Source organism: Streptomyces sp. CBMA156 (assembly GCF_014596515.1).
Classification (GTDB): Bacteria; Actinomycetota; Actinomycetes; order Streptomycetales; family Streptomycetaceae; genus Kitasatospora.
The window spans coordinates 21,510-47,894 of the sequence record NZ_MSJQ01000277.1 but is presented as its reverse complement, the minus strand read 5'-3'; the positions used below and the strand labels follow the sequence as shown (position 1 = coordinate 47,894).

Genomic DNA, 26,385 nt, shown 5'->3' with positions numbered 1-26,385 from the left:
GGCTCACCTCCTGTCCCCTCTGCGCAGATGCACGGCCAGAACCGTGGAGGTCCACTCGTCGTACCAGTGGTTGAACGGCTCGTTCTGCGGATTGCGCAGCGTCGGGTAGTACGCGGCGCGGGGACCGTGCCCCGCCCGCTCCGTCAATTCGGGGTAGAACCGCGGCACCAGCGCGTCGGCGGAGCTCCGCCAGCCACAGGCCACCGACAGCGCGAGGAAGTCCGCGTGCCGGTTGCCGCGTACGGCGGCCCGTGCCGCCTGGGCGCTCCAGCCCTGCCGTCCATGCGTGTGGTCGGCCCATATGCCGTCGACGCGGGCCAGGACCTCGGTGGGGATCCGGCGCGCGTGGCGGGTGCCCAGCCAGCCCTCGTCGAGGCGGCCGGCCGCCTCCAGCACGATGGTGGTGGTCTGGAGATCCGCGTGTGCGAAGTTGCGTTCGGCGAGATAGCCGTCGAGGCGTCCGAGGGAGACGGCCGCCGGCACCCGCACCGTCCGCACCGCAGGGTGCTGGAGCGGAGCCGGGAACAGGGAGGACATCTCGTCCGGCGAACTGCCGTCGCGGGAAGCGGAGTCGATGTCCCGCAGCCGGACGAGTTCCTCCGGGCTCAGCAGCCGGCCGTCCCGGGCGTCGATGTACCAGGAGTGTGCCAGAAGGTAGTTGCGCTGCCCGTCCAGCAGGACCGGGAAGAAGGGGCGCTGGTGGTGCATCGCTTCCAGGATCATGTCCGTGATGTCGTCGGAGTCCTGGGAATGCGGTGACATCAGGACGATCACGGCCGTCGCGAAGCCCAACTGCTGGCGCCTCACCCAGACATGCGAGTCCCCGGCCTTCAGGTCCGCGACCGACCAGACCCGCAGTCCGGCTCCTCTCACCTGGTCGGCGAGCGCGTGGGCGTACGACGTGTCGGCCTTGTCGTAGCAGAGGACGACGGCGGGCCGGTCGGGCGGCACGAGGGGCCGGGGCGGCGACGGCTGGGCCGCCGCGATGTTCTCCGGGTGTCCCGGTGCGACGGATCCGCCGGGACCGTGGCGGACGGTCTCGCCGCGGATGGCGGCGACGAGTTCGTCGACCTTCCGCTCGTAGTCGGCGCCGTCCAGGGTCCTGAAGTCGCGCCAGACCCGGCTCGCGGCCAGGGGCGGGAGAGGGGCGTCCCCGATCAGCAGCGGAATGAGCCGCAGCTGCCGCGACGCTCCGGCCGTGACCAGGGCCGCGTACTCCTCGCGGGCCCAGGACGAGGTGTGGGAGGCCGGGCCGATGACGACCAGGGCGCACCCGGCGTCCTCGATGGCGGCCTCGGTGCGGTGCACGCCCACGTCACCGGGCAGCACGTCCCACTCGTCGAAGAGGACGGTCAGGGCACTCTGTCCGAGACGGGCCGCCAGCGTTCTCGCCCAGCCGGCGTCCTCCCTGGCGTAGCAGAGGAACACGCGGGTCATACGGCTTCGCCCCGTGGCCGTACCGCTCGCACCAGCGCGGCGAGGCTCACGTCGTAGGGTGCGCTGCCGGGATTCCGCAGGTCCGCGGGCCGGCGGATCCTGGCGAAGGGCGGCAGTTCCACGTCCTCCACGAGCACAGGGATGAACCGCTGTCCACCGCTGTGCACACGCTGGAGCAGCACCGCGTACTCGTCGCGGATCGCGGCGTCGTTCATCGTCGCGCTGCTGAAGAGCAGGATCCCGTTGGCCGTGACGCGCAGGGCCGCTTCCTTCTCCAGGCTCTCCACCAGCCCCGGGCCGATCCACTCGGCCAGAAAGACCCGCAGCCCTTCGCCCCGCAACCGGGTGGCCAGGGTCTGCGCCGCCTCGGTGTCCGCCTCGGCGTAGGAGACGAACGCGTCGTACGTGTCGCCGGGTTCGGCGGCGGGCTCCACCGCCGGCGGGGCATCCGGAGGACGACGTAACCGTGACAGCCGCTCACGCACGTCGATTCCGGTCGAGAGCACGGTGGCCCCGGCTGTGAACAAGGCGGCGGCCGCGCCGGAGACGGCGATCGCCACTTCCCATGACCCCATATCCGGAGGGTAGCCGCTGCTCCCGGAGCCGCCGGTGCTTTCGCCTCATTGCTGAGCTTCTTCAGAGGTATCCACCGATCTGGTGACGGCTGGCGAGGTCGCAACGGGCCAGCCTCGCTGGGCTGTTGGCCGATATGTCTGACGTACGATCACACCGTTCGGAGGTGCCCCCGGTCGCCCTCCACCCTGGAACCGGTGGTCGCCGTGCCGGCCCTGGACGGTGCGGCGGTGTGGCGGTGCGGGCGGCGGTCACCGCGGCCTCGGTCGGCGACCGCGACGCCGGCCGGGCCGCCGCCGAGGCGTTCACCGGGCGTAGTCGACCTCGGGGAAGTCGGGGGAGGGACTGTCGAGCAGCCGCCCCCGGTCGCGGAGGTGGAGGTCGAAGAAGGCCCGCGGGTAGGCACGTTGGAACGCCTGTGCCCGGTGCCCGGGAATCGTCCCGACCTCGTCCTCCAGATCGGGCGCCGACATGCCCAGGAGAGGGGCGATCAGCGGCAGGATCAGCGCATCGTCGCCGAACGACTCGTGCGCGGCTCCCCGTACGGTCAGATGCAGGCGCCAGCCGCGCAGGTGCGACCAGAACGCGCGCAGGGCGGGGTTGCTCTCCATGCCGCCCTTGCCCGGGGTGTCCACGACCAGGAACGGACGGTCGAGCCCGGCGTCCACCACCGGGCCCGCCGCGCCCCCGTCCAGGCTCGCTCCCGCGGTGATCCGCCCGTCGGTGAGCATCGTCGCGGCGGTGGTGGCGCCGCCCAGGGAGTGGCCGAGCATCCCGACGCGCCGCAGGTCGAGCGCCCCGCGCAGGCCTGTGGGCAGCGGGGTGCGGCAGACGCCGGGGTGGCCACCAGCGTGGAGGACGGCGAGCCGGTCCAGGACGAAGCGGATGTCGGCGGTGCGGACGGCGAGGGCCTTGGCGTAGTCGCTGATCCTGCCCAGCGGGTTCGTCTCGACGCGTCCACCGGGGAACTCGACGACGACGGCGTCGTAGGTGTGGTCGACGGTGACCACCAGGAAGCCGTGACTGGCGAGGTCTTCCACGACGCCGGTGCCGAACGACCGTGACGCGTTGGCGCCGGGGGAGTAGAGCACGACCGGCAGGAGGCCCGGTGGGCCGCCGACGGGAGCGCCCTCGTGGCCGTGGGTGTCTCCCAGTTGTACCCGGCCGGGAGGCAGGCCGAGGAGGCTCAGGTACCGGTCGGCCGCCGCCGGAGGCATCCAGGGAGCAGCGGGGCGGGCCGCGCCGCCGCGGGCGGGGTACCAGATGCTGATCATCAGCTCACGGCAGGGGCGGGAGGGCACCCAGGGGTCCGGCCGCGCGGTGTCGGCCAGGTGCAGCGCGACCGTACCCACCGGGTACGGCCCGTTCGGGGCGGGCAACTGGAACCGCACGGGTTCCTCCTGCCCCGGGAGCGCGACGGCCGGCGGCGCGAGCGGACCCAGGGCCATGGCGGCGGTCAGTCCGGCGCACGAGGACAGCAGTGTTCTCCGATTCATGCGTTCCACTGTTCCGTCCGACGAGCCCGACGGCTTCGCCCCCGGGGAGGAACCCGGTGTCAGCCCAGGAGGGTACGACGGGCATCAGCCACGCGGATGACTCAGCCTGAGAGATGACGTCCTCCGGGCTGACAGGCCCCGGGGCCCGCTTCGATAGCGTGGCCGGCATGGGCGATGGGGAGTCACGGCCGCTGGTGGCCGGACGTCTGCGGGACGGACAGTGGCACGGCGTGGACACGGTCGCGGCCGTGCTCCTCGCCCTGGCGTTCGGCGCGAGCGAGACGCGGAGCGGTGGCTGGTTCGCGGGAGCCGTGGCGGCGGTGGTCTGGCTGCCGATCGCGGTGCGGCGCAGACGACCCGTCCGGGTCCTGTACACGGTCCTGGCCGGAGCGGTCCTCGCCATGGCGTTCACCGGATGGGAGGAGTCCTGGGTCCCGGTCGGGGCCGCCCTGTACACGGTCGCGGCGCGGGAACCGCGGCGCCGGTCCGCGACGGCGCTCGGCTGCTCGCTGGGCGCCGTCACGGCGGCCATGACCCTCGCACCGCGACCGGTCCCGGCCTCCGGGGCCGCGGGTGGCGTCGTCTTCGCGTCGTTGATGATGACCCTGCCCTGGCTGGTGGGCACCGCGCTGAGAGAGCAGCGGTCGTACGCGGAACTCGCCGCCCGACAGGCCGTGACGGACGAGCGCCTGCGGATCGCCCGCGAGCTCCACGACGTGGTGGCCCATCATCTGACGGTCATCGCGGTACGGGCCGAGGTGGCCCGTGCGGTGGCCTCCACCAACCCGCAGGAGGCCGAGCGCACCCTCGCACTGGTCGGGACGGCGGGCCGGACGGCGCTCACCGAGATGCGCCGCATGCTCGGCGTTCTGCGGTCACCCGGTGACGGAACCGAGTCGGGGCCCGCCCCCGGTCTGGCGGACCTGCCCGCGCTCGCGGCCGGCGCGGGCCCGCGCGTGGAGCTGTCCGTCGACCCGGATCCACCGCTGCCCCCGGGTGTGGAACTGGTGGTCTACCGGATCGTTCAGGAAGCCCTCACCAACGTCGTCAGGCACGCGGGATCGGCGGACTGCCGGGTGAACCTGTCCCGGACGGGTCCCGAGGCGGTCGAGATCGAGGTCGTCAACGACGCGCCGTCGCGGCTCCCGTCCCGGCGTCCTGGCGGCGGGCACGGACTCGTCGGGATGCGGGAGCGAGCGGCCATGTGCGGCGGGACCCTCTCCGCCGGCCCCCTGGCGACGGGCGGGTTCCGGGTGCATGCGCGGCTGCCCTGCGGACCGGAGACGGCACGGTGAACCGGCCGGTCCGGGTCCTCATCGCCGACAACCAGGCGCTGTTGCGGGCGGGCTTCCGCCTGCTCATCGAGAGCGTGCCGGACCTCACCGTCGCGGGCGAGGCCGCCGGCGGCGAGCAGGCCGTCGAACTCGCCCTGCGGCTGCGGCCCGACGTCGTGCTGATGGACATCCGGATGCCGGGCATGGACGGTCTGGAGGCCACCCGGCGCATCTGCGCGGATCCGGACGCCGTCGGCACCCGCGTGCTGGTCCTCACCACGTTCGACCTGGACGAGTACGTGTACGCGGCACTGCGCGGCGGAGCCAGCGGATTCCTCCTGAAGGACATCCTCCCCGCCGACCTGCTGACAGCCCTGCGGGTGGTCGCCTCCGGCGACGCCCTGCTCGCGCCCGCGGTCACCCGCCGCCTGATCCGCGAGTTCGCCGGACGCCACGAGCAGAGCCCGCGACTCACCCCGGAGCTGGCGGGCGTGACCCCACGGGAACGGGAAGTCCTCCGCCTGGTGGCCAGGGGACTGCCCAACCACGCGATCGCCGAGCACCTGGGGCTGAGCATCGCGACCGTCAAGACACACGTCCGGCGGCTGCTGGCCAAGCTCCACGCCCACGACCGGGCCCAGATGGTCGTCATCGCCTATGAGACGGGCCTGGTCACCGCAGGCGGGAACCCCCCGCCCACAGGCCCACACCCCACCGGCCGGGACGACAGCCCCGAAGGGGACCCACCCGGCGGTGCGTAGACCCCGCGCACGGTCTCCGCTACTTCGACGACCGCGACGTACCGGACGGGGCGGCAACCGGGTGCAGCTCACCGACCACCAAGCCGAAGCCCGTGCCACCCGACGCGCGGCCCGCACCACCCCCGCACCGCCGGGCCGTGGCCGCCCACCGGAGGTGGCAGCGTCACCACCACCGCTCCTGGCACCGCAGCCACCGGGCAACGGCAGAACCGGAACCCGTCCGTCCCGCCGGCCCGCGGCCGCCCGCCCCGCCGAGGCCCGGCCGCTTCGTTGCGCACCAGTGCGGTCAGCCGCCGCTCTTGCGGCGGAAGCTGCGCTTACCCCCTGCCGCGGCGTGCGCGCCGTGGATCTTCGAATCGCCGTTCGGGCCGCCGGCCGTGCCCCCGCCCTTGGCGCCGTGCTTGCGCTCCAGCGCGGCGAGGAACCGGGCCTTGACGTCGCCCTGGGCGGCCTCCGCGGGAGCCTCGACGGCCGGGCCGGCCTCCGGCCCCTCGGAGTTCTCGGAGTTCTCGGAGTTCTCGGGGTTCTCGGGTGACGCTGCGTCGCTGCTCATACAGGACCTCCTGGTGGGATGGGGCTGATGCCTTCATGGGACACCATGTCATGTCCCACAACCGGCCCGGCCTACCAGTGCGTCCCGAGAGCTTTCGGCTGCTGACCCCGGTCGCCATCGGTGGCGGACTTCCGGCAGTCGCTGCCCGACATCGCCGAGCGTCGGCGGCCGACGGGGCAGGGCCAGGTTGTCTCGCCCGCCCCCACACCACCCCCGGCGCGCACCGGGCGGTGGGGAGACGACCTCGGTGTGGTTGCTGAAGGCGATCGCTCCTCTGCCGGTCGTCGAGGAGACGGGAGCCGTCGACAACGTGCGCGCTCGACGATCGCCCTTCCGTCGGACACCTCGCCGATTCAGCGACAGTTGCCGCGCCGGCCCGGCCGGAGAACCGCACGTCGAGTAGCTCTGTCGGCGACGAGCAGCGTGCTGGGTCACAGCAGGTGAGCGGGGTGGGGCAGGCGTCGAGAAGTGGCTTCGGCTGCCGGGTGCACAATTGACGTGGCGTTCGTGATCAAGCGGTGGTTGAGAGCGGTGCCGAGGTGCTTGCTTCGGACGGCTGGGGTGGGAACGTGGAACGGCAGCAGTACGTGGAGAGATGCTCGGAGCTCTTCGCCGTGGGTGGCTATGAGGCTGTGAGAGCCGCGGCACAGGCGGGGCTCAAGGAGTGCGGACCCGATCCGGTCCTCTTCCGCTGGCTCGGACAGGCACACGCCGCAGCGGACGAGGACGACCATGATCGCGAGGCTGAGGCCGCATATCGTGCTGGCCTCGCGCTGGCAGCGGACGATCTCGGACTCCTGATGTCGTACCTGGAGCTGTGCCTTCGCTCGGACTCTTTCGAATACCCGGGGCGGGCGCGCCGTGTTGTGGCTCTGCGGGAAAAGATCGAAGAGCTGGCCCCGCCCGGGTCAGCCGAGCGCGAGCGGGTCGATGATGCGACGGGCTGGGCCGGACGGGGCTATTGGGACGACCTGAACGTAGCCGCCGCTCAAGGGCAGGCTCAGCAGGCGGTCAAAGCGGAGCAGAGCGTGCTGGTGACTGACGCGCTACGGCGAGCCGCTCGTGGCGAGTCCGGCGAGTCCGGCGAGGAGACAGGTGAAGACCTCCGGGCCGCTGAACTCGCCGCGGCGGTGGAGCTGTTGCAGGGGGCCCGGAACGCACCACTACGCCTGCTCCTCGCGCACCGGGTCGAAGCGTACGTGCTGACGTTCGTGGCATCGTTCGGCACGAACAAGGCGCTGGTGTGGAGTGGACTGCTGGACTTCAGCCTGTGGGGCTGGTTGTTCTGGGCTCCCGTGTTCGTCGCCGAAGCCAAGCTCCGCCAAGCGAAGAAGCTGGGACAGGAGCGCGTGATCGCTCGCATACAGGCACGCCATGACGAGATGCACCTGCCCCAGAGCCCGCCCGAGGACAAGCGTCTGTGAGCGCCTGAGTCGGCGGCTGCCGCCGACTCAGGGACTCGGTCGGCCCCTGGGGCCAGGCCGGACCGGCCACCGCCCTGCGCGAGGCCGCCGAGATGCCGGGCACCTCCGCCAAGAGGCGGCAGGCACCAGGTCTGGCAGGCCGCGGCGCCACAGACCGGTGCCGGCCATGCCAGGGGGGCATGGCCGGCACCGATGAGCCGGGCTGGAGCGAATTCACGTCACGGAAAAATTCGACGGCGACCCAGGCGACGGGACTTGTGGCGACGTGGCCGGGAGAATTCCGTGCGGGGCCCGCTCCGCCGGTTCTTCAGAGGATCCGGATGGAGTTGACCTTCGGCGGGCGGTTCGGGTACGAGATGTCGGTCCAGCGGTTGACCCTCACCGAGTCGCCGTTGTCGTCGGAGTAGACCAGGTCGTTGTTTCCCGTGGAGATCCGGTCGACCCACCACCCGCCGAAGCCGATCGTCCCGCCGTTCGCGTAGCAGTCGACGCTGTCACGGCCGTCGAGGTGCGACCAGATCTTGAGGAAGTCATTGCGGCTTCCGTCACACGGGATGTGGTCGATGGCGAAGGCACTGCCGGACGGCACGGCCACGGTGAGCGTGGCCGCCGCGGCGAAGGCCACGGCCATCGAACCCACGACCTTCTTCGCGCTCGAGAACATGTATCCTCCCCAGTCAGATGAAATTATGAATCGAATTCAGCTGTGCAACGGATTTCTGTTGCGTCGTGCCCAATCAGTATCCAGGCTACTTTTATGAGGGTCAATCAAACACGCCTTGACCCAACGTGTTCCAGGCCATTTCCATGCGGGATTTCCGCAAGGCGTGGGGTGCTTTGTTCTGGTGTGGCCCGAGAGGTTCCGGGGCCGGGTGGCCGGAACGTCGACCGAAGGCCACCTGTCGGCCGTTCTGACATGGGGAGATCGTGGGACCACCGAACGCGCCGGGCCAGTGCTCGGGGCCACGTGGCCAGAAAAGGGACTACGCGGAGGCCGACTCGGCCATTAGGGCACCGGGGCAGGCCAGTCTTCCCAGCGGCGCGAGGCTGTGCCCCGTCGACCCGTCCCGTTGGGGCTGGGCCGGCGACACCCCCTGACGCGGTGGATCGCCGCTCGGGCCCGGCGCCGCCGGGGCGGTGAGGCTCCTGGCGGCGCCGCGGAACCACCCGGGGCGGTGGGTCAGTGCAGGAGCGACTGGGCGCGCAGCGGGGCCAGTCCCCGGTGCTGTGGTCAGCGGGCGTGGGTGACGGTGATCACGGGTTTTCACAGGTGGCGGCGATGCGCTGGATCGCGGCGTGTTCGGCGGGGTCGGTGCTCAGGCCCCACCGGGTCTTCACGGTGCCCCAGTCGGAGATGTAGCGGCAGGTCGCGCGGGCAGCCGGGGGCATCCACTGGGCCGGGTCCCGGTCCGCTGTGGACTGATTGGCGCTGTCGTGGACCGCGAGGAGGGAACGCGGTTCGTCGAGGTCGTTGGCGTAGGCCTGGCGCTCGGCCGCGCTCCACACCGCTGCTCCGACTGGCAGGGAGCGTTTCCCGGTCCGCTCCGCGAGCGGTGGACGTCGGGTCAGTCGCGGGTGGTCCAGCGCTGGGTGGCGCTGGTCGCGGAGGGCGCCGTGAGCGTCGCGCCCATGCCGGACTGGTTGCTGGGAGTGTCGAGGACGTAGCCGGTGTTCGGGTCGGTGATCTTCAGGCTGCCGTCGTCGTTCCGGGCGACCCGCCATTTCTGGGACGCGGACTGCGGGTCGGACGGCCTCACCGTGACCCGGTAGCTCGGGTAGCCGCTGGACGTCAGGGAGAGGGAGGGGTTGCAGCCGTCGTGGATGCGCACTGTGCCGTCCGCGTTGGCGTCCAGCCGCCACTGCTGCCCGAGGTCGGACGGGCTCTTGTCGTAGATGGAGGCGTAGCTGTTGGGGAGCACCGTGCAACCGCCGCCCTGGTGCGACAGCACGAGGTTGCCACCGTTGGAGAGGAAGTGGGGCCGGCCGTCGCCGACGGGCAGGGGCCCGTAGTAGATGGTGTGTTTGGCCAGCAGGTCGAGCGCCGCGCCGGTGGTGGCGAGGGGCGGGACGGCGGCGGGGCGGACGGTCTTGTAGTGGTCGGCGAACGTGGACGACGTGTGGTCGAGCATCACCTTGGCGGTCCCCTGCCAGCCCTGGTCGACCTTCCGCCACAGGTCGAGCAGCGAACCGGCGACGTTGCCGGAGACCGCGTCGCCGATGTCCCAGCCGCTGCCGTAGGTGAATTCGGTGCTGCTCCCGTTCGACCACACGTAGCGGTTGTCGCCGAGCAGGTAGGCGGCGACGGCGCTGGCGAAGCCCTCGACCCAGGCGCAGGAGCGGTTGCTGGCCGCCCAGATGTACGTCGGGGTGCAGATGCCCTCGGGCGGTATGCCGCCGTAGAGGCGGTCCATCAGGAAGTGGCCGCCCTCGTGCAGGACGATGTGTTCGGAGTCGGGGTCGGCGGCGGAGAGGCTGATGCTGTTGTCGAGGTTGTACACCGGCCCGCTGGTCGAGTCGGGGTTCCAGAAGACGGTGAGCTCGGTGCAGGAGTTGCTGTTCGGCTCGCGGGCGCTCCAGCAGTCGCTGACCGGGTTGCTGCGGCCCCACCACAGGAGGTTGAGGGTGTCGAGGACGTGCCAGGCCCGGGAGGTCTGGGCCGGGGGCTTGATGACGCCGAGGGAGGTGCTCGCGGAGAGGTTCTGCCGGACCGGCGAGTCGACGGTGTACCGGTAGGAGGGCACGTCCATGGACAGGACCCTCCACATGCTGGTGCTCTCGGAGTAGAACCGCACCCACATGCTGTTCATCGTCGTGGTGGTCGTGGGGGTGTAACAGAGGTTGAAGCCGCCGTCGGACACCGCGGTGAGGTCGTAGCCGCCGAGTGCGTGCGGGGTGTCGCCGGCCTTCTCGCTGCCCCACAGCTCGACGTTGGCGTTGCGGACGGGCTTCGTCCGGGTGGGCTTGGCCGGGCCCTCCTCCGCGTTCTGGTAGTCGTACTGGAAGGTGCCGCTCAGACAGATCGGGCTCGCGGCGACCGCCGAGGCGGGGGCCGCCGCGAGCGGGACGACGGCGAGCACGGCGAGCAGCGTCGTGCCGAGGGCGGCGAGCCGTCGGGTCAGGCGGGTGCGCAGGGGTATGGCCATCGAGGTCCTCTCGGTGAGGCCGCCGACCGCGACCGGGCATCGATACGGATGCGGGCGTTCGGCCGCTGTCGGTCACGGTTCGCGTGCCCATGGTCGGTGCACGGTTCCGTTCGCGGTAGGGCGTACGGGAGGCGGGTGCGGCTTGCGAGGCGCCGTCCGCGCCGGTTGTGAAGGAACTCCCGTGGGCGGGTGGCGGCTTGCACCGTCGCCCGAACCGAGCAGGAATCTACACAGCTCAATCACGAAGGGAGTGTCATATTCCGTTTTTCCCCGCTCGGCGGTCACAACCGGCCATGCTTTGACTGGTTCTGGTCAGGTGCCAGAGGTGCTTCAAGTCAACAGCCCATCCTGCATCCCGAATTGAGTCATCGTCACTTCGCAGACGGCTCACGAGCGTCGCCGCTTCCCGCCGGTCGACCCCGGACCCGCACTCCGCCGCCGAGCTCGCAGGAAGCCGGCGGGTCGACTTCCTGTGCGGCGCTGGGCAACCCGGACACCCGCGTCGCCCACGACCAGCGCCAGTGGGCCCGGGGGAAGAAGGCCCACCTGGTGCGTCGCGATCCTGATGTGGACCCGGCCTGAGAGCACCCGGACATATGGCCTCATCCTCGCCATCGTCCTGCCCGCCCCCTGGGCCTACCCCGTCGACGACGTTCTGGCCGTCGTGGGCGAGGACGTCCTGGCGGGTGGTGCAGTGGTCGGGCTGGGGTGGCCCAGATGGAGAAGGCGGCCCGGGAGTAGCCGGTCATCGGGTCCGGGGCGGCGACGGTGAGCGCGGTGAGTTCCTGGCGGGCGGTCGCGAGGAACGGGGGCGGCACCGTGCCGGACAGCAGTGCGCCGGCGACCAGCGCCGCCGACCACGCCCGGCAGCACCGCGAACGCCACCGCGCCGCTCTGGCCGCGACGTACAATCGCGGTGAAGGCGAAGCGCCAGGCCGAGATCCCGGCACCGGTGTGAGGGAGGGGCCAGGATGTTCGGTTCGAAGAAGAAGCTCAACGATCTGATGGCGCAACTCAGGCCCGACCTGAGTCGGGAATCGCTCGGCGTCGGGCCCGACTTCCCGGGCGTCGCCCCGAACCCGCTCCTGAGCAGTGACGCACGGAAGCGCAACGCGGAACTGCGTACGGGGGCGCTTGCGCTCGGCGTTCTCGTCGACTGGCGGGAGGTCAACAGCAATCCACGCGTGGTCCTGATGTTCGACGTGGAGACCGCCGACGGCATCTCGTTCCGCGGTATCGCCGACGAAGACCTCACGATCACCGAGCTCACCCGACTCGCCCCGGGACAGACGTTCCCCGTGCGCTACCGGCCGGCCGTCATGGACCACTACGTCGCCCTTGCCCGGGACGCGGACCCCGCCCACGTGCAGCACCTCTCTGACGAGATCGCGAGCCGCAAGCGGACCTGACCCGAAGCCATCGGCCGAACCCCGACGTTAAAGATCAAGCCAGTCGGTTGGAGACGCGGCCGTTCGCACGGAACATGATCTGCACCCTCGCCGAGCTCGTGCGTGACACGGGGAACCTGCGGGTAGCCGACGTCGGGCACGGACCCGGTCATCTGACAGCCATGCTGCACGACTTGGGGGCTGGACGCCTTCGGGCCCGACCTCTCCCGGCCATGGTCGACCGCGCCCGGCGGGCCCAGCCCGCGCCGCGGCCCCTCGAAGAGGCCGCAGCCGAACGGGAGGCGATCCTGCGCCTGCACTACAACCGGCTGGAGCTGCTCCAGCGCCCGCCCGGCCGCCAGGCCGATCTCGGCCGGCGTCATCCCGTCCGCCTCCCGGCACACCGCCGCCCGGTGGAAGCGTTCGGACTCCGGGTGGAGTTCCAACTGCTCGCCGGGCGGGCGCAGCCAGCGGGCGGGGATGGTGTGGGTGACGGTGCTGGGGAAGGTGAGGGCCTGGCCGTCGGTGTCGGTGACGATGCCTCGCCGTCGCCCTGCTGGTCCGGTTCCTGCGGCGGCACCGCTCGCGGGGCGGTGAGCCGTCGGACGGCAGCGGCGGACGGAACCCCTGAACCGGGCGGCGCCTCGGCGGCTCTGTTGGCGCCCGTGCCATGCCATGTCGGCGGGGTACGGCCGTCGAGCCGACCTCCCGCGTACCTCTCAGGTGCCCTGATGTGGCGATTCCGTAAGCCTGTCGAGGGATCGACGGGTCCTCATCCGGAGTGACGCTCCCTCAGTGGCGGTGCTGACAGGCTGACTTGTGGCGGACTCCTGTTCGCCCGAGTGAAAGGAAGACCCATGTCTCGTCGTCTGGCCTGTGCCCTGATCGCATCCTTCTGTCTGGCGGTGTCCGTGTCACCGGCCTCCGCCGTCGCGGCCGGAGCCGAGGACTCCGAAGCCTCGTCGGCCCGCTCGCACGGCGGTCCGCTGCAACTCGCCCTCAAGGGACTGACCGACGCCAAGGCGGTGTCCGCGATCGCCGAGGTGAACGACGGCGACCGGCGGTGGCGGGGCGTCACGGGGGTGACCGACCTGGTCGGCCGGACACCCGTCCGTGGTGACGGCCGGTTCCGCATCGGCAGTGTCACCAAGACGTTCACCGCCACCACGGTGCTGCAACTGGTCGGCGAGCGCCGGATCGGCCTGGAGGACCCGGTGTCGAGCCACCTGCCGGGGCTGGTTCCCAACGGGCAGAACATCACCGTCCGCCAACTGCTCAACCAGCGTACGGGCCTGTTCGACGCCACCAACGACGGCACCGACATCTTTCCCGACCTCAACGACCCGGCCGTCTTCCGGAGCTGGCTGGCTCAAGGCGGCCTGAACCGTACGTTCACCGCGCGCCAACTGGTCACCGCGTCCGTCTCCAACGCCCCGTACTTCGCGCCCGGCACCCAGTGGGGCTACTCCAACACCAACTTCGACATCCTCGGCCTGATCATCGAGCAGGTCACCGGCCACCCCTACGGACAGGAGGTCAGCCGGCGCATCCTGCGCCCGCTCGGGATGACCAAGACCACCGTTCCCGGCCTCTCCACCACGATCCCCGGCCCGCACGCCCACAGCTACTGGACCACCGTGGACGGCGCCGGCACCGGGAACGTCACGAAGACCGACATCGACGTCACCGACCAGAACCCCACCTGGGCCGGCGCCGCCGGAGAGATGATCTCCACCACCGATGACCTGATCAGGTTCGACCAGGCGCTGCTCCACGGGAAGCTGCTGCGTCCGGCGGAGCAGCGCGAGATGACCACGATGCTCGAAACCGTGCCGGGCTCGCACGAACTCGACTACGGGATGGGGCTGGCGCGGGCCCAGCTCTCCTGCACCACCGTGCTGGGCCACAACGGCGGGACGTTCGGCTTCACCACCCAGCTGTGGGGTACCGCCGACCGCCAGGTCGCGCTGTCCTACACCCCGCGGGGCGACGACGCCGAGCAGACGGCGCAGAACACGGCGGGCCTCAAGTTCCTCGACGCCGTCTTCTGCGGCCCTCGCTGAACGGTCCGGACGAGCGATCGCCGGATCGGGCCCTGAGCCGGGCTGGGGATGCGAGACTGCTGATCATGAACTCCGACCACCGCCGCCCGATGTGGCAGCCCTTCTCCGAGCCCGCCACCGACATCCCCGTCCAGCCGTCCGGCGGGGCCCGGCTGCTCGCGGTCGAGCGGGCCCCGTTCCTGGAGCCGCCCGCCGCCGAGGCGCCCGCAGTGCCGGCCGCCCGCCGTCGGCTCGGGCCCGGCGGCCTGGCCGCCCCCGCAGTACCGGACGACCGGAACTGACCCCGCGGCGATCCGCACCCGGACCCCGAGGCGGCGCAGCCGTAGTCGGAGCGAACCTAGGGCGGGCCCGCCGCGGTGCCTGCATCGGTGGCGGCCTCCATCGTGGCGGCCAGGGCGGGCAACTCGCGCTCCACCTCGTTCGGCACTGTGCCAGGCATCGCGGCGGCGAGCGCGCAGACCGTGACCAGCGCGATTCGCTCGCCCATCACCAGGACGGGCAGCCCGCCGGCGACCACCCTCGCCGCACTTCTCATGTGGGCATGACTCCTTGGACGACATGTCCTGGTGCTGTGACCGCATAGGTTCACCGGGTCGGCGCCGCAGGGCCCTCGGCCGGCTGGATGTCGCGAGACGTCCAGCTCGGGAGGGGGCCCGGTGGCGGAGCCGGCCAGGGCTCGCAGGCTCACGGACCAGGAGGGTCAGCAGTTACAGCGGATCGTGCGCCGAGGCAGTACGGACACGGTGCGTTACCGGCGGGCGATGTTGCCGCCGACCACGCCCGGCCACGTCGATCGAGCGGTCACTGGATCGCGCCCGCGATGCCCGCGCCCGCGAAGGACAGCGCCGTGCCGAGCAGCACCGAGACGGTCACGTAGAGGCCGGAGAGGGCGATCCGCCGGGTGGAGGCCAGGGTGAACGCCTCGTAGGAGAAGGTCGACCAAGTGGACAGCGCCCCGCAGAAGCCGGTCGCCAGCAGCAGTTCCGCGTGGGCGCCCAGGTGGCCGCGAAGGGCCGTCTCGGAGAGGAAGCCGAGCAGCAGGCAGGCAGCGGCGTTGGCGGCCAGCGTCCCGTACGGGAACGGGCTGTGCACCCGGGACTTGACCGCCACCCCGGTCAGGTAGCGGGTCGGCGCGCCGATCAGGCCGCCGGCCAGCACGAGCAGCCAGTCAGTGAGCACCGGCGGCCTCCCGCTGGTGCGCCGGGACGCCGACCGCCGCGCGGGCGGCGAGCACGCCGAAGGTGACGCCGGACAGCGCCGCCGCCACGGTCAGCAGCAGGTAGCCGACCGCGGTGCCGTAGGCGTCGCCGCGGACCAGGAGCCGGATGTTGTCCGTGTAGTGGGAGAAGGTGGTGAACCCGCCGAGGAAGCCGGTGCCGAGCAGCGCGCCGACGATCCTCTTCTGCCGGGGGAAGCGGTCCGCCAGCACCGTCATCAGGGCGCCCATCGCCAGGCAGCCCACCGCGTTGATGCACAGGATCGGCCACGGGAACTCCGTCCCGGAGGTCGGCCAGAGCCGCTCGATCCCGTAGCGGGCGCCGGCGCCGAACGCGCCGCCCACCGCCACTGCCAGCACCACCGGCGGCTGCCGGCCCGGGGCGTGCTCGGAATGGGCGTGGCCCGGCGGGCGGGCCGGATGGTGCTGTGGGTCGAAGTAGGGGTTGGTCACCGGAAGCACACCTTTCCTTCGTGGACGGACGTGAGCTGTTCAGGCGAAACCTGCTGCATACGGAGGATCACGGTGTGCCCGTGGGTAACCGGCTCGGCTAAACATGACTGCCGGGAAAAACCATGCGCAACAGCGTATTTCACATCATCCGGCGTTCCTGTGATATTCAGGAGAAAACGTGACAGATGGTGACAATGCTGACGCCGCGCGGGGCACGACCAGCCGTCACTGGGACCGAGAACCGCTGGCCTACCTGGTCGCCTCGTTGCGCGGTGTCGGCCAGGTCGACCTGCAGCCCCAGCTGCTCACCGGCGCGTTCATCCTGGCCGCGCTCTGGGCGGCCGGCTGGAAGGTCGGCCTGTTCGCCACCCTCGGGACGCTCGTCTCCACCGCCGCCGCGTACGCGTTCGGCGTCGACCGCGGCTCCATCGCCAAGGGCCTGCAGGGCTATTCGGGCTGCCTCACCGGCATCGCGCTGGTCGGCTCGCTCGGCCACCATCCCGCCACGTACGTCCTCACCGTGGTCGGCGGAGTGGTGTGCACCATTCTGACCTCGGCGATCGCCGTCCTGGCCAAGCCCTACGGACTGACGGCCCTGACCGCGCCGTTCTGTGTGGTCTCCGGGGTGATGGTGCTGGGAGCCCCCTCCTTCGCCCGGATCTGGCACGGACCTCCCGGGCAGGTCGAGCCCACCGTCGGCGACACCGCTGTCACCTGGTCGGACCTGTGGCACGCCTTCTTCACCAACGTCTCGCAGGTCTTCCTGGTGAACAGCTGGTACGTCGGCCTGATCATGCTGGTCGGCCTGGCCTGCGCGGGCGTGCGGGTGCTGCTCGGCGCCGTGTCCGGGTCGATCGCCGGCATCGTCGCGGCCTGGGCGCTCGGCGCGCCCACCGAGCAGATCGCCAACGGCATCTACGGCTACAACGCCGTCCTGGTCGGCATCGCGGTCGGCGCCGTGTTCCTCGCCGACACGGCCTGGAACGCGGGCTACGCGCTGTTCGGCGCGATGCTCTCCACCGGGCTGACCGCAGGGATCACCTCGCTCTTCAAACCCTTCCACGGCCACACCTTCACCTGGCCGTTCATCCTCACCACCTGGGCGCTGATGGCCGCGGTCCCGCTGCTTCCGCGCCTGCGCCGAGCCGCCTGACCACGGCCGGCCCACAGCCCCCTCCCTCTTCCCCTTCACGTCCCCACTTGAGGAAGGCACCCGCCAATGAACCTCGCGCCCCGCGAGATCGACAAACTGGTCGTCTACGTGGTCGCGGACCTGGCCCGCAAACGCCAGGGCCGCGGCCTCAAGCTGAACTACAGCGAAGCGGTCGCCCTGATCACCGAAGCCATCCTGGAAGCCGCCCGGGACGGCAAGTCGGTCGCCGACTGCATGGAGCTCGGCCGACACGTCCTCGGCCCCGACGCCTGCATGGACGGGGTGCGGCAGATGCTGCCGCTGCTCCAGGTCGAGGCCTCGTTCGTCGACGGCACCAAGCTGGTCTCCGTGCACGACCCCATCGGCGGCTGAGGGTGCCTGGCACCCGGGTCCACATCCTCGCGGTCCGCGGCCACGAAGCGGGCGACGGGACGGCGCTGCGACAGCTCGCCGGGCCGGACACCACCGTGGTCACCGGCGGCCGCGAACTCTACCGGGCGTTGGCGGCCCGGCCCTCCGGACAGGAGACCGTCGTCGTTCCGATGACACTCGGCCGCGACCCCGAACTGGTCGCCGACGCCGCTCGCACCGTCCGCGCCCTGCCGTCCGAGGGGCGCCGCGACGCCCCCGTGGCCGTCGCCGAACCCTTCGGCGACGCCGGGCACCTGGTCGGCTGGCTGCGCGCCGCCGCCTCGACCGTCCACGCCGAGGCCGCACTGCTGCTCACCGCCCCCGGTGGCGACCCTTACCAGGACGCCGAGCTGTACCGGGTTGCCCACCTGGTGCGGCGGTACGGGCGGCACCGGGTGGTGGAGTGCGCGCTGCTCGGCGGCGACCCCGACCCGGCGGAGGGTCTGCGGCGCTGCGTGCTGCTCGGCACCGGGCAGGTCGCGGTGCTCTCCGCGTCCTTCCTGCCGCCCGTCCCGCCGCCCGCCCCCGCCCGCACCACCGTGCTGGACACCGGGCCGCTGCTCAGCCCCGCCGCGCTCGCCGCCGTGCTCTCCGCCCGGGCCACGACCGCCGTCCGGCGGCTGCACGAGAGCGGTGAGGACGGCCTGGCCGCCGCGCTGACCGCTGCCGGGCGGCACGGGCTGAGCCACAGCCACGGGCCCGGAGGCGACCACGACCACGGGCACGACCACAGCCACGGGCCTGGTGCGGACCATCACCACGGCCCGGGAGGCAGTCACTCCCACGATCACACCCCCCAAGCGCATCACACCCACTCGCCCCCGCCGATCCGCCCCCTCGTGGCGGCGTGCGCAAGGAGTCCCCAGTGACATTCGGTACATATCTGTACGGTGACGGCGACATCGAGATCAACGCGGGCCGGCGCACCGTCAAGGTCGAGGTGGTCAACACCGGCGACCGCGCGGTCCAGGTCGGTTCGCACTACCACTTCTTCGAGGTCAACTCGGCGCTGCGGTTCGACCGCGACAAGACGCTCGGCATGCACCTGAACATCCCGGCCGGCACCTCGGTGCGGATCGAGCCCGGCGGCACCCGCGAGGTCGAGCTGTGCGAGTACGGCGGCACCGGCCGGCTGGTCGGCTTCAGCGGCCTGCTGAACGGCTCGGTGGTCTCCACCACCGCCCGGGTGGAGGCCTTCCGCAAGGCCTACGCCGACGGTTTCCAGGGAGCCGAGGAAAGCTCCGCCACCGAGGATTCCGCGGGGAACGCGAAGCAGAAGGGTGCCAACTGACATGCCGATCCTGTCCCGCAAGCAGTACACCGACATGTTCGGCCCGACCGTCGGCGACCGGTTCCAGCTCGCCGACACCAACCTGGTCGTGGAGGTGGAGAAGGACTACAGCGAGGGCCTGTACGGCGACGAGGTCGTCTACGGGGGCGGCAAGACCATGCGCGACGGCATGGGCTCCGACCCGCAGGCCACCGCCGCCCAGGGCGCGCTGGACACCGTGATCACCAACGTGGTGGTGATCGACCCGGTGATCGGCATCGTCAAGTGCGACATCGGGATCAAGGGCGGCTTCATCGCAGGCATCGGCAAGTCCGGCAACCCGCAGACCCAGAACAACGTGCACCCGGACCTGGTGGTCGGCCCCGGTACCGAGGCGATCTCCGGCGAGCACCTGATCGCCACCGCCGGCGCGATCGACACCCACGTCCACCTGATCTCCCCGCAGCAGGCCCAGCATGCGCTGACCAACGGCATCACCACCCTGATCGGCGGCGGCACCGGCCCCTCCGACGGCACCAACGGCACCACCTGCACCCCCGGCCCGTTCAACATCGCCCGTCTCCTCCAGGCGTGCGAGGAGGTACCGGTCAACATCGGCATCATGGGCAAGGGCAACGGCAGCCTGCCCGCCGCGCTGGACGAACAGATCGCGGCCGGCGCCTGCGCACTGAAGGTGCACGAGGACTGGGGCGCCACCCCCGCCGTCATCGACAACGCGCTGAACGTCGCCGACCGGCACGACGTGCAGATCGCGATCCACACCGACAGCCTCAACGAGTCCGGGTTCTTCGAGGACACCCGTTCCGCGATCGACGGCCGCACCATCCACACCTTTCACTCCGAGGGCGCGGGCGGCGGCCACGCCCCCGACATCCTGCGGGTCACCGGCGAGCCCAACATCCTGCCGTCCTCCACCAACCCGACGCTGCCCTACACCGTCAACTCGGTGGACGAGCTGCTGGACATGGTGATGGTCTGCCACCACCTCAACCCCGGCATCCCGGAGGACGTCTCCTTCGCCGACTCCCGGGTCCGGGCCGAGACCATCGCCGCCGAGACCGTGCTGCACGACCTCGGCGTGATCAGCATCATCTCCTCCGACTCGCAGGCGATGGGCCGGGTCGGCGAGTCCGTCACCCGCTGCTTCCAGATCGCCCACCACTGCAAGGACAAGCGCGGCCCGCTGGACGGCGACAGCACCCGCAACGACAACCAGCGGGTGCTGCGCTACCTGGCCAAGGTCACCATCAACCCGGCCATCGCCACCGGCATCTCCGACCACATCGGCTCGCTGGAGGCCGGCAAGCTCGCCGACATCGTGCTCTGGCCGATCCACTCCTTCGCCGCCAAACCCACGATGATCATCAAGGGGGGGATCATCTCCTGGTCCCGGATGGGCGACCCGAACGCCTCCCTTCCCACCCCCCAACCGGTGCTCTACCGGCCGATGTTCGGCCAGTTCGGCCGCGCCCAGCAGGCCACCCACGTCACCTTCATGTCACAGGCCGGGATCGCCGCCGGCGTCCCCGGGGAACTCGGCCTCCAGCGCCGGGTCCTGCCGGTGCGCGGTACCCGGGTGATCGGCAAGCACAACATGGTCCGCAACAACGCGCTGCCGAAGGTCAAGGTCGACCCGGAGACCTTCAAGGTCACCCTGGACGGTGAGGTCGCCACCATCGAACCCGCCCAGACCCTGCCGCTCAACCAGCTCTACTTCGCGGTGTAGCGGATGTTCCACGGCCCGGACGCTCATCCGGGCAGCGGGTCCCCCGAGTCCCGGCCCGGGGGACTGGCCGCCCTGCTGGTCAGCCTGCAACTCACCGACTCCGCCTTCCCCAGCGGCTTCTACACCCTCTCGCACAGCCTGGAGGGCTACGCCCAGGCCGGGGCCGTCACCCCCGACACCCTGCCCGCGCTGCTCGCCGACCTGCTCAGGCACGGCGTCGGCCCGTCCGACGCCACCGCCCTCGCACTCGCCCACCGGGCCGTCACCACAGGAGTGCTGTCGGACGCCCTGCGGGTCGACCGGCGGCTGCACGCGGCCAAGCTGGGCCGCGAGAACCGGCAGGCCGCCACCCGCACCGGGCGGCAGCTGCTCGACCTCGCCGCCGAGGTCTTCGGCCGGCCGCCGATCGCCGACTACCTGCGGCTGGTCACCGACCGCCGGGCCCCCGGCTGCCAGGCCGTCGCCGCCGGAATCGTCCAGGCCGCCGCCGGCGTCCCGGTCGAACAGGCCGTCGCGGCCGACCTGTTCGCTTTCAGTGCCAGCTTCGCCGGCGCCGCGCTGCGGCTGCGGCTGACCGACCACCGCAAGGCCCAGGTGCTGCTGCACGGCGCCGCCCCCGTCATCGAGGAGACCGTCCGCGCGGCCCTCGCCCGTCCGGAGGCCGACCTCGGCGCCGGTGCGCCCGCCTCCGACATCATGTCCGGCCGCCACGAGCGCGCCGACGCCAGGCTGTTCGCCAGCTGACGGCACGCCGCGCCCGGACCGTACCCGTCCCACCACCGGCCGGGCAGGTACGGACCCGGAACCGACCTCCCAACCGATCGGCAACCAGAGAGAAGGAACACCTGTGGATGACAACGTCCTGCGGATCGGCATCGGCGGCCCGGTGGGATCCGGCAAGACCGCGCTGATCGAGGCGCTGGTGCCGGTGCTGATCGCCCGCGGCCACCGCCCCGCCGTGATCACCAACGACATCTACACGCAGGAGGACGCCCAGCACGTCCGCCGCACCCTGGCCGGCGTCCTCGACCCCGAACTGGTGGTCGGCGTGGAGACCGGTGCCTGCCCGCACACCGCTGTCCGCGACGACCCGACGATGAACCTTGCCGCCGGCGCCGAACTGCTGGAACGCTTCCCCGAGGTCGACACCCTGCTGTACGAGTCCGGCGGCGACAACCTGACACTGACCTTCAGCCCGGTGCTGGCCGACGTGTTCGTCTTCGTGCTGGACACCGCCGAGGGCGAGAAGATGCCCCGCAAGCGCGGCCCCGGCATCACCGAGTCCGACCTGCTCGTCATCAACAAGATCGACATCGCCCGGTACGTCCGCACCGACATCGCGGTGATGGAGTCCGACGCCCACAAGGTCCGCGACGGCAAGCCCGTCATCCTCACCAACTCGCTCGACGGCACCGGCATCGACGAGCTCGCCGCGTTCCTCAGCGCCCGCCGCAAGGCGCTGATCTGACCATGACCTCCGCCCCTCCACGGCCGACGATGACAGCACACGGGCAACCCGCTGACCGGCCCGCCCGCCGGGAACCGGGCCGCGAGTCCGACCCCCCGTCCGGCAGTACGCCCGCCGGCTCCGAGTCCGCCGTCCGCTCCGTCGACCGGCTCGACCCGGCGCACTGGGCCACCGGCCACCTCCCCGCCGAGGTGGCCTGCCTGGCCGCCCGCCCCGACACCCTCGCCCCCGGCTCGCCCGCCAAGGTCGGCATCCTCGACCTCGCCTTCGCCGTCCGCGGCGGCCGCACCGAACTCGTCGAGCGATACCAGAAGACCCCGCTGCAGATCACGCGCCCGCTCTGGATCGACCCCGCCCAGCCCGACGCCGCCTACGTCTACCTGATGGCCACCGGCGGCGGCGTCGCCCAGGCCGACCGCTACCGGATCGACGCCCGCTGCGGCTCCGGCACCCGGGTCCACCTCACCACCCAGGCCGCCACCAAGGTGTTCCGGATGGAACAGGACTACGCCAGCCAGCTCGTCCACCTCACCGCCGACGAAGACGCCTACCTGGAGTACCTGCCCGACCCGCTGATCCCGTTCGGCGGCTCCCGGTTCCACCAGCGCACCACCGTCACCGCCGCGCCCGGCGCCACCGTCGTACTCGGCGAGACCATCACCGCCGGACGGCTCGCCCGCGGCGAACGGCACGACTACCAGGTGCTCGCCACCGACCTGGAGATCACCCGCCCCGACGGCACTCCGCTCGCCGTCGACACCTTGCGGCTCACCCCCGGCGGCGACCGCGCTGCCGTCACCGGGCCCGCCGTCTTCGCCGGCCACGACCACCTCGCCACCCTGTACGCCGTCAGCGACCTGCGCCCCGCCGCCGAGATCGCCGACACCCTGCACCGCGCCCTCGACGGCAGCGGCCTGCTCTACGGCGTCTCCACCCTGCCCGAGGACAGCGGCGCCTGGCTGCGCATGCTGGCGGACAACCCCGTCCGAACCGCCGCCGCGCTCGACGCCGCCTGGCGGGCCGTCCGGCTGCTGCTCACCGGACAGCCCGCTCCCGCGCTGCGCAAGACCTGACCGCCCGGCCCGGCCGCACACGCTCCGACCCGCCCGCCAACCCGACTGCCCCGGAGGTAACCCCGTGCTCTCCGTGTCCCCGCCGATGCCCCCGGCCTACAACGCCGGCGACACGGCCTGGCTGCTGGCCTCCACCGCGATGGTCCTGCTGATGACACCCGGACTGGCGTTCTTCTACGGAGGCCTGGTCCGGCTCAAACACGTCCTGATGATGCTGAAGATGAGCTTCGCGGCGCTCGCCTTCGGCAGCCTGGTCTGGTGGGCGCTCGGCTACACGCTGGCCTTCGGACCGGACGTCGGCGGGGCCGGAATCATCGGGAACCTCGACCGGGCGTTCCTGCGCGGCGTCGAGATCGACACCCTCACCGGCGCCATCCCCACCTACATCTTCGCCACCTTCCAGATGGGCTTCGCCGTCGTCACCGTCGCCCTGATCAGTGGCTCCGTCGCCGATCGGGCCCGGATGCGCGGCTGGCTGGTGTTCGTCCCGCTGTGGCTGCTGGTCGACTACGCGCCCGCCGCGCACTGGGTGTTCGACTCCCAGGGCTGGATCCACGACCGGCTCGGCGCCCTCGACTTCGCCGGGGGCCTGCCCGTCGAACTGAACTCCGGCATGGCCGGCCTCGCCGTCGCCGTCGCCCTGCGCGGCCCGCGCGACTGGGCCCGGCGCGAGGAACGGCCCAACAACATCCCACTGGTGGTGATCGGCGTCGCACTGCTCTGGTTCGGCTGGTTCGGCTTCAACTCCGGCTCCGCGCTCAACGACCAGGGCACCGCCGCCGCGGCCTTCCTCAACACCCAGCTCGGCGGCGCCGCCGCCATGGTCACCTGGCCGCTGGTCGAGAAGTGGCGCACCGGCAGGGTCAGCACCACCGGCGTGGTCTCCGCGGGCGTGGCCGGCATGGTCGCCATCACCCCCGCCTGCGGCGAGATCAACCCGCTCGGCGCCGTGGTCACCGGCCTGGCCGCCGGCGCGGTCTGTGCCTGGGCCGTCACCCTCAAGTACCGCTTCGGCGTGGACGACACCCTCGACGTGGTCGGCGTGCACGGCGTCGGCGGCGCCACCGGCCTGATCATGGTCGGCCTGTTCGCCACCGCCCGGATCAGCGGCACCGAGGGCCTGTTCTACGGCGGCGGCTGGAGCCTGCTCGGCAAGCAGGTGCTGGCGCTGCTGGCGATGGCCGCGTTCTCCTTCACCGTGACCTGGCTGCTCGCCAAGCTCGTCGAGCAGGTCGTGGGCTTCCGGGCCGGCGCCGCGTACGAACACATCCCCGGCGCGGAGGCCGAGACCGCCTACGACACCCTCACCGCCGAACGCCTTGGCACCCTCGTCGATGCCGACGCCCGCGGCGACGGCGAACTCGTCCGAAAGATCGTCGAACTGCTCAAGGCCCGACGCATCGACTGACAGGGAATCAGGGACCGTGGGCGGCAGGGCAGCTGCCGGCCAGCAGGACGGCGATTGCCGGGTCATGTGTCCTGCTTCTCCGATCCCCTGCCGGGCAATTGCACGCGGTACGCCCGATTTGTGCGGTTTGCGCGGGTTTCCCGATGCAGTCAGCGACCGAGCGCCAGGGAGGGGGCCTTGCCGCAAGGCCCCCTGTCCGGTAGGAGTCGGACAATGGCAGGAGAGCTTCGGCTCCCTGCCTTCGCCGTTCTCGGCCGGCTTTTTCGGGCGGCCGGTCAGTTCCGGTCGGCGACGCCGGCCTCCAGGACGGAGACCACGGCGAAGAGCGAGAAGCAGGCGGCGCCGAGGCCGACCAGGACCCGGGCCGCGACCGTCACGTCCGGGTCGGCCGACTCGAACAGGAACGCCGACATGAACAGGCACAGCAGTGTGGTGCCGACCGGGACCAGCGGGGCGCGGCCGGCCGGCGGCGCGGCACGGCGCCAGCCGAGAGCGAGTGGCAGCACCGCGCTCAGCACTGTCCAGCACAGCAGGCCCAGCCCGATCTGCACGTACCCGGTGGCCAGTTGAGCGGGCCGGGGGTCCAGGGCGACGACGACCAGGCCCCCGGTGATGTCCATGGCGCCGAGTACGGTGGCCGGGACGAGCCACCAGACCCGCTCCCGCCGGGTGTACGTGTTCCGGATCTGCCGCAGCAAGGTGATCACCAGCCCGATCAGGGCGGTGCAGACGATCGCCTGGTCGACCACCACGTGCCCGGCCGTGAATCGCCCGTCCGAGTCCCCGCCGCCCCCGTTGGCCAGCATGACGATCGCCCACGCCCAGGCGGCGGCGGCCGCAAGGACCGGGACCGCCACCAGCGCCCGGGCCGCGGACCGGCCGAACGGCGCGGGCGAGCGCGGCGGGGAACCCTCCGGCAGGACGGCGTTCTGCCCGATCAGCGTGAAGCGGGTGGCGACCGCGGCCACCGACGAGACGCACACGCAGACCAGGCCGATGCCGAGGACCACGCTGCCGGCCACGAAGTCGGCCACCGGCCGGTGGCTCTCCGCCAGCAGGACCAGCCCGTAGCCGACGGCGGCCCCGGCCACCGCGAAGCCGAACGCCGGGTAGCCGATCCGGTCCAACGCGCCGAAACGGCCGATCAGTTGCCGCACGACGGTCGCCGCGACGGCGAACAGGCAGAGACAGACGGCGGCCAGGAACACCAGCGTCAGGCCCGCGACCCGGGCGCCCGGCCCGGTGGAGTGCGCGAGGACGTAGCCGCCGAGCGCGGCCGACACCGAGCCCATGAGCAGCGGAATCGCCCGGAGCAGCACGCTCATTCCGTGGTTCACCAGGTCTCCTCGTTCCCTCGCGCCCGTCGGTTCCGGGCGGCAGTCAGTGTTCAGCCCGCCGGCTCTCCGGCCGGGACCCCGGCGGCGGGTGTCCACGGATTTCGTCCGATCGGCGCACGGCGACACCCGCCGTGCGGGACCCCGGCGGTGGCCTGCGATGCTGTCGGCGGACACCACGGGCAGCGCGGTCACAGGCGGCCTGGACCGCCCCGCGACCACGCCCGCGTCCCGCGTCCGGGCGTCCGTCACAGGTCATCCGATTGATGGAACGCCCGGCGCGCCGAAGGCGCGGCCATCGAGCACCGTGCCACTCACAGCGGGAAGACGCCGACCGCCGTGGCGAGGGACTTCCGCGACCTGCCCGGCTACCGTCCCCTGGGCCTGACCCCGCCGCCCGGCGCCGGCCAGGCCGGGATCGATCCCCTCCAGCAGTTCCCGGGCCTCCTCCCGCAGCCGGGGTGCCTGTTCGTCTGGTTGTGTCACCGGCAGGCAGCGACGCAACCCTGCCTCGTGCGGCGCCCTGGCGGGCGACGGCACCCGTCCGGGGACTCACGGCGATGCGGAACGCGGCCGGCAGGGCCGGCCGCTCGCCGTCGGGGGAGGGATCCGGGCCGGGCACCGTCGCCTCCCGCACCGGCTCCCGGTTCGGCGGGGCCGAGCGGCGACAGCCAACCGGCCCTCTCCAGGCGGTGGTTGGCGCCCGCGGTGGTCATGCCGATCGCCTTGGCCGGCCCGCG

General features: G+C 71.7%; 26 protein-coding genes and 1 pseudogene. 16 read left to right on the top strand and 11 right to left on the bottom strand.

Annotated elements, in window-relative coordinates; genetic code table 11:
- Positions 1 to 3: 3 nt before the first annotated feature.
- From BU198_RS23535 to BU198_RS23525, 3 genes are all read right to left on the bottom strand, one after another.
- Positions 4 to 1,437: a TIR domain-containing protein gene (locus BU198_RS23535; RefSeq protein WP_188298854.1), complete on the bottom strand. Its 1,434-nt coding sequence runs from the start codon at positions 1,435 to 1,437 to the stop codon at positions 4 to 6.
- Complete coding sequence (locus tag BU198_RS23530; protein ID WP_317620280.1) at positions 1,434 to 1,997, bottom strand: toll/interleukin-1 receptor domain-containing protein; 564 nt, start codon at positions 1,995 to 1,997, stop codon at positions 1,434 to 1,436. The genes BU198_RS23535 and BU198_RS23530 overlap by 4 nt, the downstream gene beginning before the upstream one ends.
- A 318-nt stretch (positions 1,998 to 2,315) precedes the next feature.
- A complete protein-coding gene (locus BU198_RS23525; RefSeq protein WP_188298852.1) occupies positions 2,316 to 3,506 on the bottom strand; it encodes an alpha/beta hydrolase family protein in 1,191 nt (396 codons plus the stop codon).
- Positions 3,507 to 3,673: 167 nt separating this feature from the next.
- On the opposite strand from BU198_RS23525, the gene BU198_RS23520 reads away from it, so the two are divergent.
- Both BU198_RS23520 and BU198_RS23515 read left to right on the top strand, forming a co-directional pair.
- Positions 3,674 to 4,801, top strand: a complete 1,128-nt coding sequence (locus BU198_RS23520) for a histidine kinase (protein WP_188298851.1) — start codon at positions 3,674 to 3,676, stop codon at positions 4,799 to 4,801.
- Positions 4,798 to 5,541 (top strand): response regulator, encoded by a 744-nt coding sequence (locus tag BU198_RS23515; RefSeq protein ID WP_188298850.1) that lies wholly within the window; start codon positions 4,798 to 4,800, stop codon positions 5,539 to 5,541. Before BU198_RS23520 ends, BU198_RS23515 begins: the two co-directional genes overlap by 4 nt.
- A gap of 286 nt (positions 5,542 to 5,827) precedes the next feature.
- Here BU198_RS23515 and BU198_RS23510 read toward each other — a convergent pair whose 3' ends face one another.
- Entirely contained in the window at positions 5,828 to 6,094 is a 267-nt protein-coding gene (locus BU198_RS23510; RefSeq protein ID WP_188298849.1) for a DUF5302 domain-containing protein, read from the bottom strand.
- 569 nt (positions 6,095 to 6,663) lie between these two features.
- Between BU198_RS23510 and BU198_RS23505 the strand changes: the two genes are divergently transcribed.
- Positions 6,664 to 7,518: a hypothetical protein gene (locus tag BU198_RS23505; RefSeq protein ID WP_188298848.1), complete on the top strand. Its 855-nt coding sequence runs from the start codon at positions 6,664 to 6,666 to the stop codon at positions 7,516 to 7,518.
- Positions 7,519 to 7,825: 307 nt separating this feature from the next.
- Here the strand turns inward: BU198_RS23505 and BU198_RS23500 are convergent, their stop codons facing one another.
- The 3 genes from BU198_RS23500 to BU198_RS23490 form a co-directional block, all read right to left on the bottom strand.
- Complete coding sequence (locus BU198_RS23500; protein ID WP_188298847.1) at positions 7,826 to 8,182, bottom strand: beta/gamma crystallin domain-containing protein; 357 nt, start codon at positions 8,180 to 8,182, stop codon at positions 7,826 to 7,828.
- Positions 8,183 to 8,772: 590 nt separating this feature from the next.
- Positions 8,773 to 9,024: a hypothetical protein gene (locus tag BU198_RS23495; RefSeq protein ID WP_188298846.1), complete on the bottom strand. Its 252-nt coding sequence runs from the start codon at positions 9,022 to 9,024 to the stop codon at positions 8,773 to 8,775.
- A gap of 59 nt (positions 9,025 to 9,083) precedes the next feature.
- Positions 9,084 to 10,661: an RICIN domain-containing protein gene (locus BU198_RS23490; protein ID WP_188298845.1), complete on the bottom strand. Its 1,578-nt coding sequence runs from the start codon at positions 10,659 to 10,661 to the stop codon at positions 9,084 to 9,086.
- A 971-nt stretch (positions 10,662 to 11,632) separates the two neighbouring features.
- Here BU198_RS23490 and BU198_RS23485 point away from each other — a divergent pair.
- The 3 genes from BU198_RS23485 (at position 11,633) to BU198_RS23475 (ending at position 14,393) form a co-directional block, all read left to right on the top strand.
- Positions 11,633 to 12,070: a hypothetical protein gene (locus BU198_RS23485; RefSeq protein ID WP_188298844.1), complete on the top strand. Its 438-nt coding sequence runs from the start codon at positions 11,633 to 11,635 to the stop codon at positions 12,068 to 12,070.
- A gap of 836 nt (positions 12,071 to 12,906) precedes the next feature.
- Complete coding sequence (locus BU198_RS23480; protein ID WP_188298843.1) at positions 12,907 to 14,112, top strand: serine hydrolase domain-containing protein; 1,206 nt, start codon at positions 12,907 to 12,909, stop codon at positions 14,110 to 14,112.
- A 65-nt stretch (positions 14,113 to 14,177) separates the two neighbouring features.
- Positions 14,178 to 14,393, top strand: coding sequence for a hypothetical protein (locus tag BU198_RS23475; protein WP_188298842.1), 216 nt, complete (start codon positions 14,178 to 14,180; stop codon positions 14,391 to 14,393).
- A gap of 56 nt (positions 14,394 to 14,449) precedes the next feature.
- On the opposite strand, the gene BU198_RS23470 is transcribed toward BU198_RS23475, so the two are convergent.
- Positions 14,450 to 14,647, bottom strand: coding sequence for a hypothetical protein (locus BU198_RS23470; protein ID WP_188298841.1), 198 nt, complete (start codon positions 14,645 to 14,647; stop codon positions 14,450 to 14,452).
- Positions 14,648 to 14,768: 121 nt separating this feature from the next.
- On the opposite strand from BU198_RS23470, the pseudogene BU198_RS42435 reads away from it, so the two are divergent.
- Positions 14,769 to 14,879: pseudogene (locus BU198_RS42435) on the top strand (IS630 family transposase); the annotation flags it as partial.
- 34 nt (positions 14,880 to 14,913) lie between these two features.
- Here the strand turns inward: BU198_RS42435 and BU198_RS23465 are convergent.
- Positions 14,914 to 15,291 carry a fluoride efflux transporter FluC gene (locus BU198_RS23465; protein WP_188298840.1) on the bottom strand — a complete coding sequence of 126 codons (378 nt, stop codon included), beginning with the start codon at positions 15,289 to 15,291 and terminating at the stop codon, positions 14,914 to 14,916.
- Positions 15,281 to 15,781: a fluoride efflux transporter FluC gene (locus tag BU198_RS23460; RefSeq protein ID WP_188298839.1), complete on the bottom strand. Its 501-nt coding sequence runs from the start codon at positions 15,779 to 15,781 to the stop codon at positions 15,281 to 15,283. Before BU198_RS23460 ends, BU198_RS23465 begins: the two co-directional genes overlap by 11 nt.
- A 178-nt stretch (positions 15,782 to 15,959) precedes the next feature.
- On the opposite strand from BU198_RS23460, the gene BU198_RS23455 reads away from it, so the two are divergent.
- From BU198_RS23455 to BU198_RS23415, 9 genes are all read left to right on the top strand, one after another.
- The gene (locus BU198_RS23455; RefSeq protein ID WP_188298838.1) at positions 15,960 to 16,934 is read left to right on the top strand and encodes an urea transporter; all 975 of its coding nucleotides are present in this window, start codon (positions 15,960 to 15,962) and stop codon (positions 16,932 to 16,934) included.
- A gap of 66 nt (positions 16,935 to 17,000) precedes the next feature.
- Positions 17,001 to 17,306 (top strand): urease subunit gamma, encoded by a 306-nt coding sequence (locus BU198_RS23450; protein ID WP_188298837.1) that lies wholly within the window; start codon positions 17,001 to 17,003, stop codon positions 17,304 to 17,306.
- Between the two features lie 2 nt (positions 17,307 to 17,308).
- Entirely contained in the window at positions 17,309 to 18,214 is a 906-nt protein-coding gene (locus tag BU198_RS23445; RefSeq protein ID WP_188298836.1) for a sirohydrochlorin chelatase, read from the top strand.
- Complete coding sequence (locus BU198_RS23440) at positions 18,211 to 18,636, top strand: urease subunit beta (RefSeq protein ID WP_188298835.1); 426 nt, start codon at positions 18,211 to 18,213, stop codon at positions 18,634 to 18,636. The genes BU198_RS23445 and BU198_RS23440 overlap by 4 nt, the downstream gene beginning before the upstream one ends.
- Position 18,637: 1 nt before the next feature.
- Entirely contained in the window at positions 18,638 to 20,362 is a 1,725-nt protein-coding gene (gene ureC / locus BU198_RS23435) for an urease subunit alpha (protein ID WP_188298834.1), read from the top strand.
- Positions 20,363 to 20,365: 3 nt separating this feature from the next.
- Positions 20,366 to 21,106 (top strand): urease accessory protein UreF, encoded by a 741-nt coding sequence (locus tag BU198_RS23430; protein WP_188298833.1) that lies wholly within the window; start codon positions 20,366 to 20,368, stop codon positions 21,104 to 21,106.
- Positions 21,107 to 21,209: 103 nt separating this feature from the next.
- Positions 21,210 to 21,830, top strand: a complete 621-nt coding sequence (ureG, locus tag BU198_RS23425; RefSeq protein WP_188298832.1) for an urease accessory protein UreG — start codon at positions 21,210 to 21,212, stop codon at positions 21,828 to 21,830.
- 29 nt (positions 21,831 to 21,859) lie between these two features.
- Complete coding sequence (locus tag BU198_RS23420; RefSeq protein ID WP_223244830.1) at positions 21,860 to 22,903, top strand: urease accessory protein UreD; 1,044 nt, start codon at positions 21,860 to 21,862, stop codon at positions 22,901 to 22,903.
- Between the two features lie 85 nt (positions 22,904 to 22,988).
- Complete coding sequence (locus tag BU198_RS23415) at positions 22,989 to 24,311, top strand: ammonium transporter (protein ID WP_188298865.1); 1,323 nt, start codon at positions 22,989 to 22,991, stop codon at positions 24,309 to 24,311.
- Positions 24,312 to 24,586: 275 nt separating this feature from the next.
- Here the strand turns inward: BU198_RS23415 and BU198_RS23410 are convergent, their stop codons facing one another.
- Positions 24,587 to 25,648: a DUF2776 family protein gene (locus BU198_RS23410; protein WP_188298831.1), complete on the bottom strand. Its 1,062-nt coding sequence runs from the start codon at positions 25,646 to 25,648 to the stop codon at positions 24,587 to 24,589.
- Positions 25,649 to 26,385 lie beyond the last annotated feature (737 nt).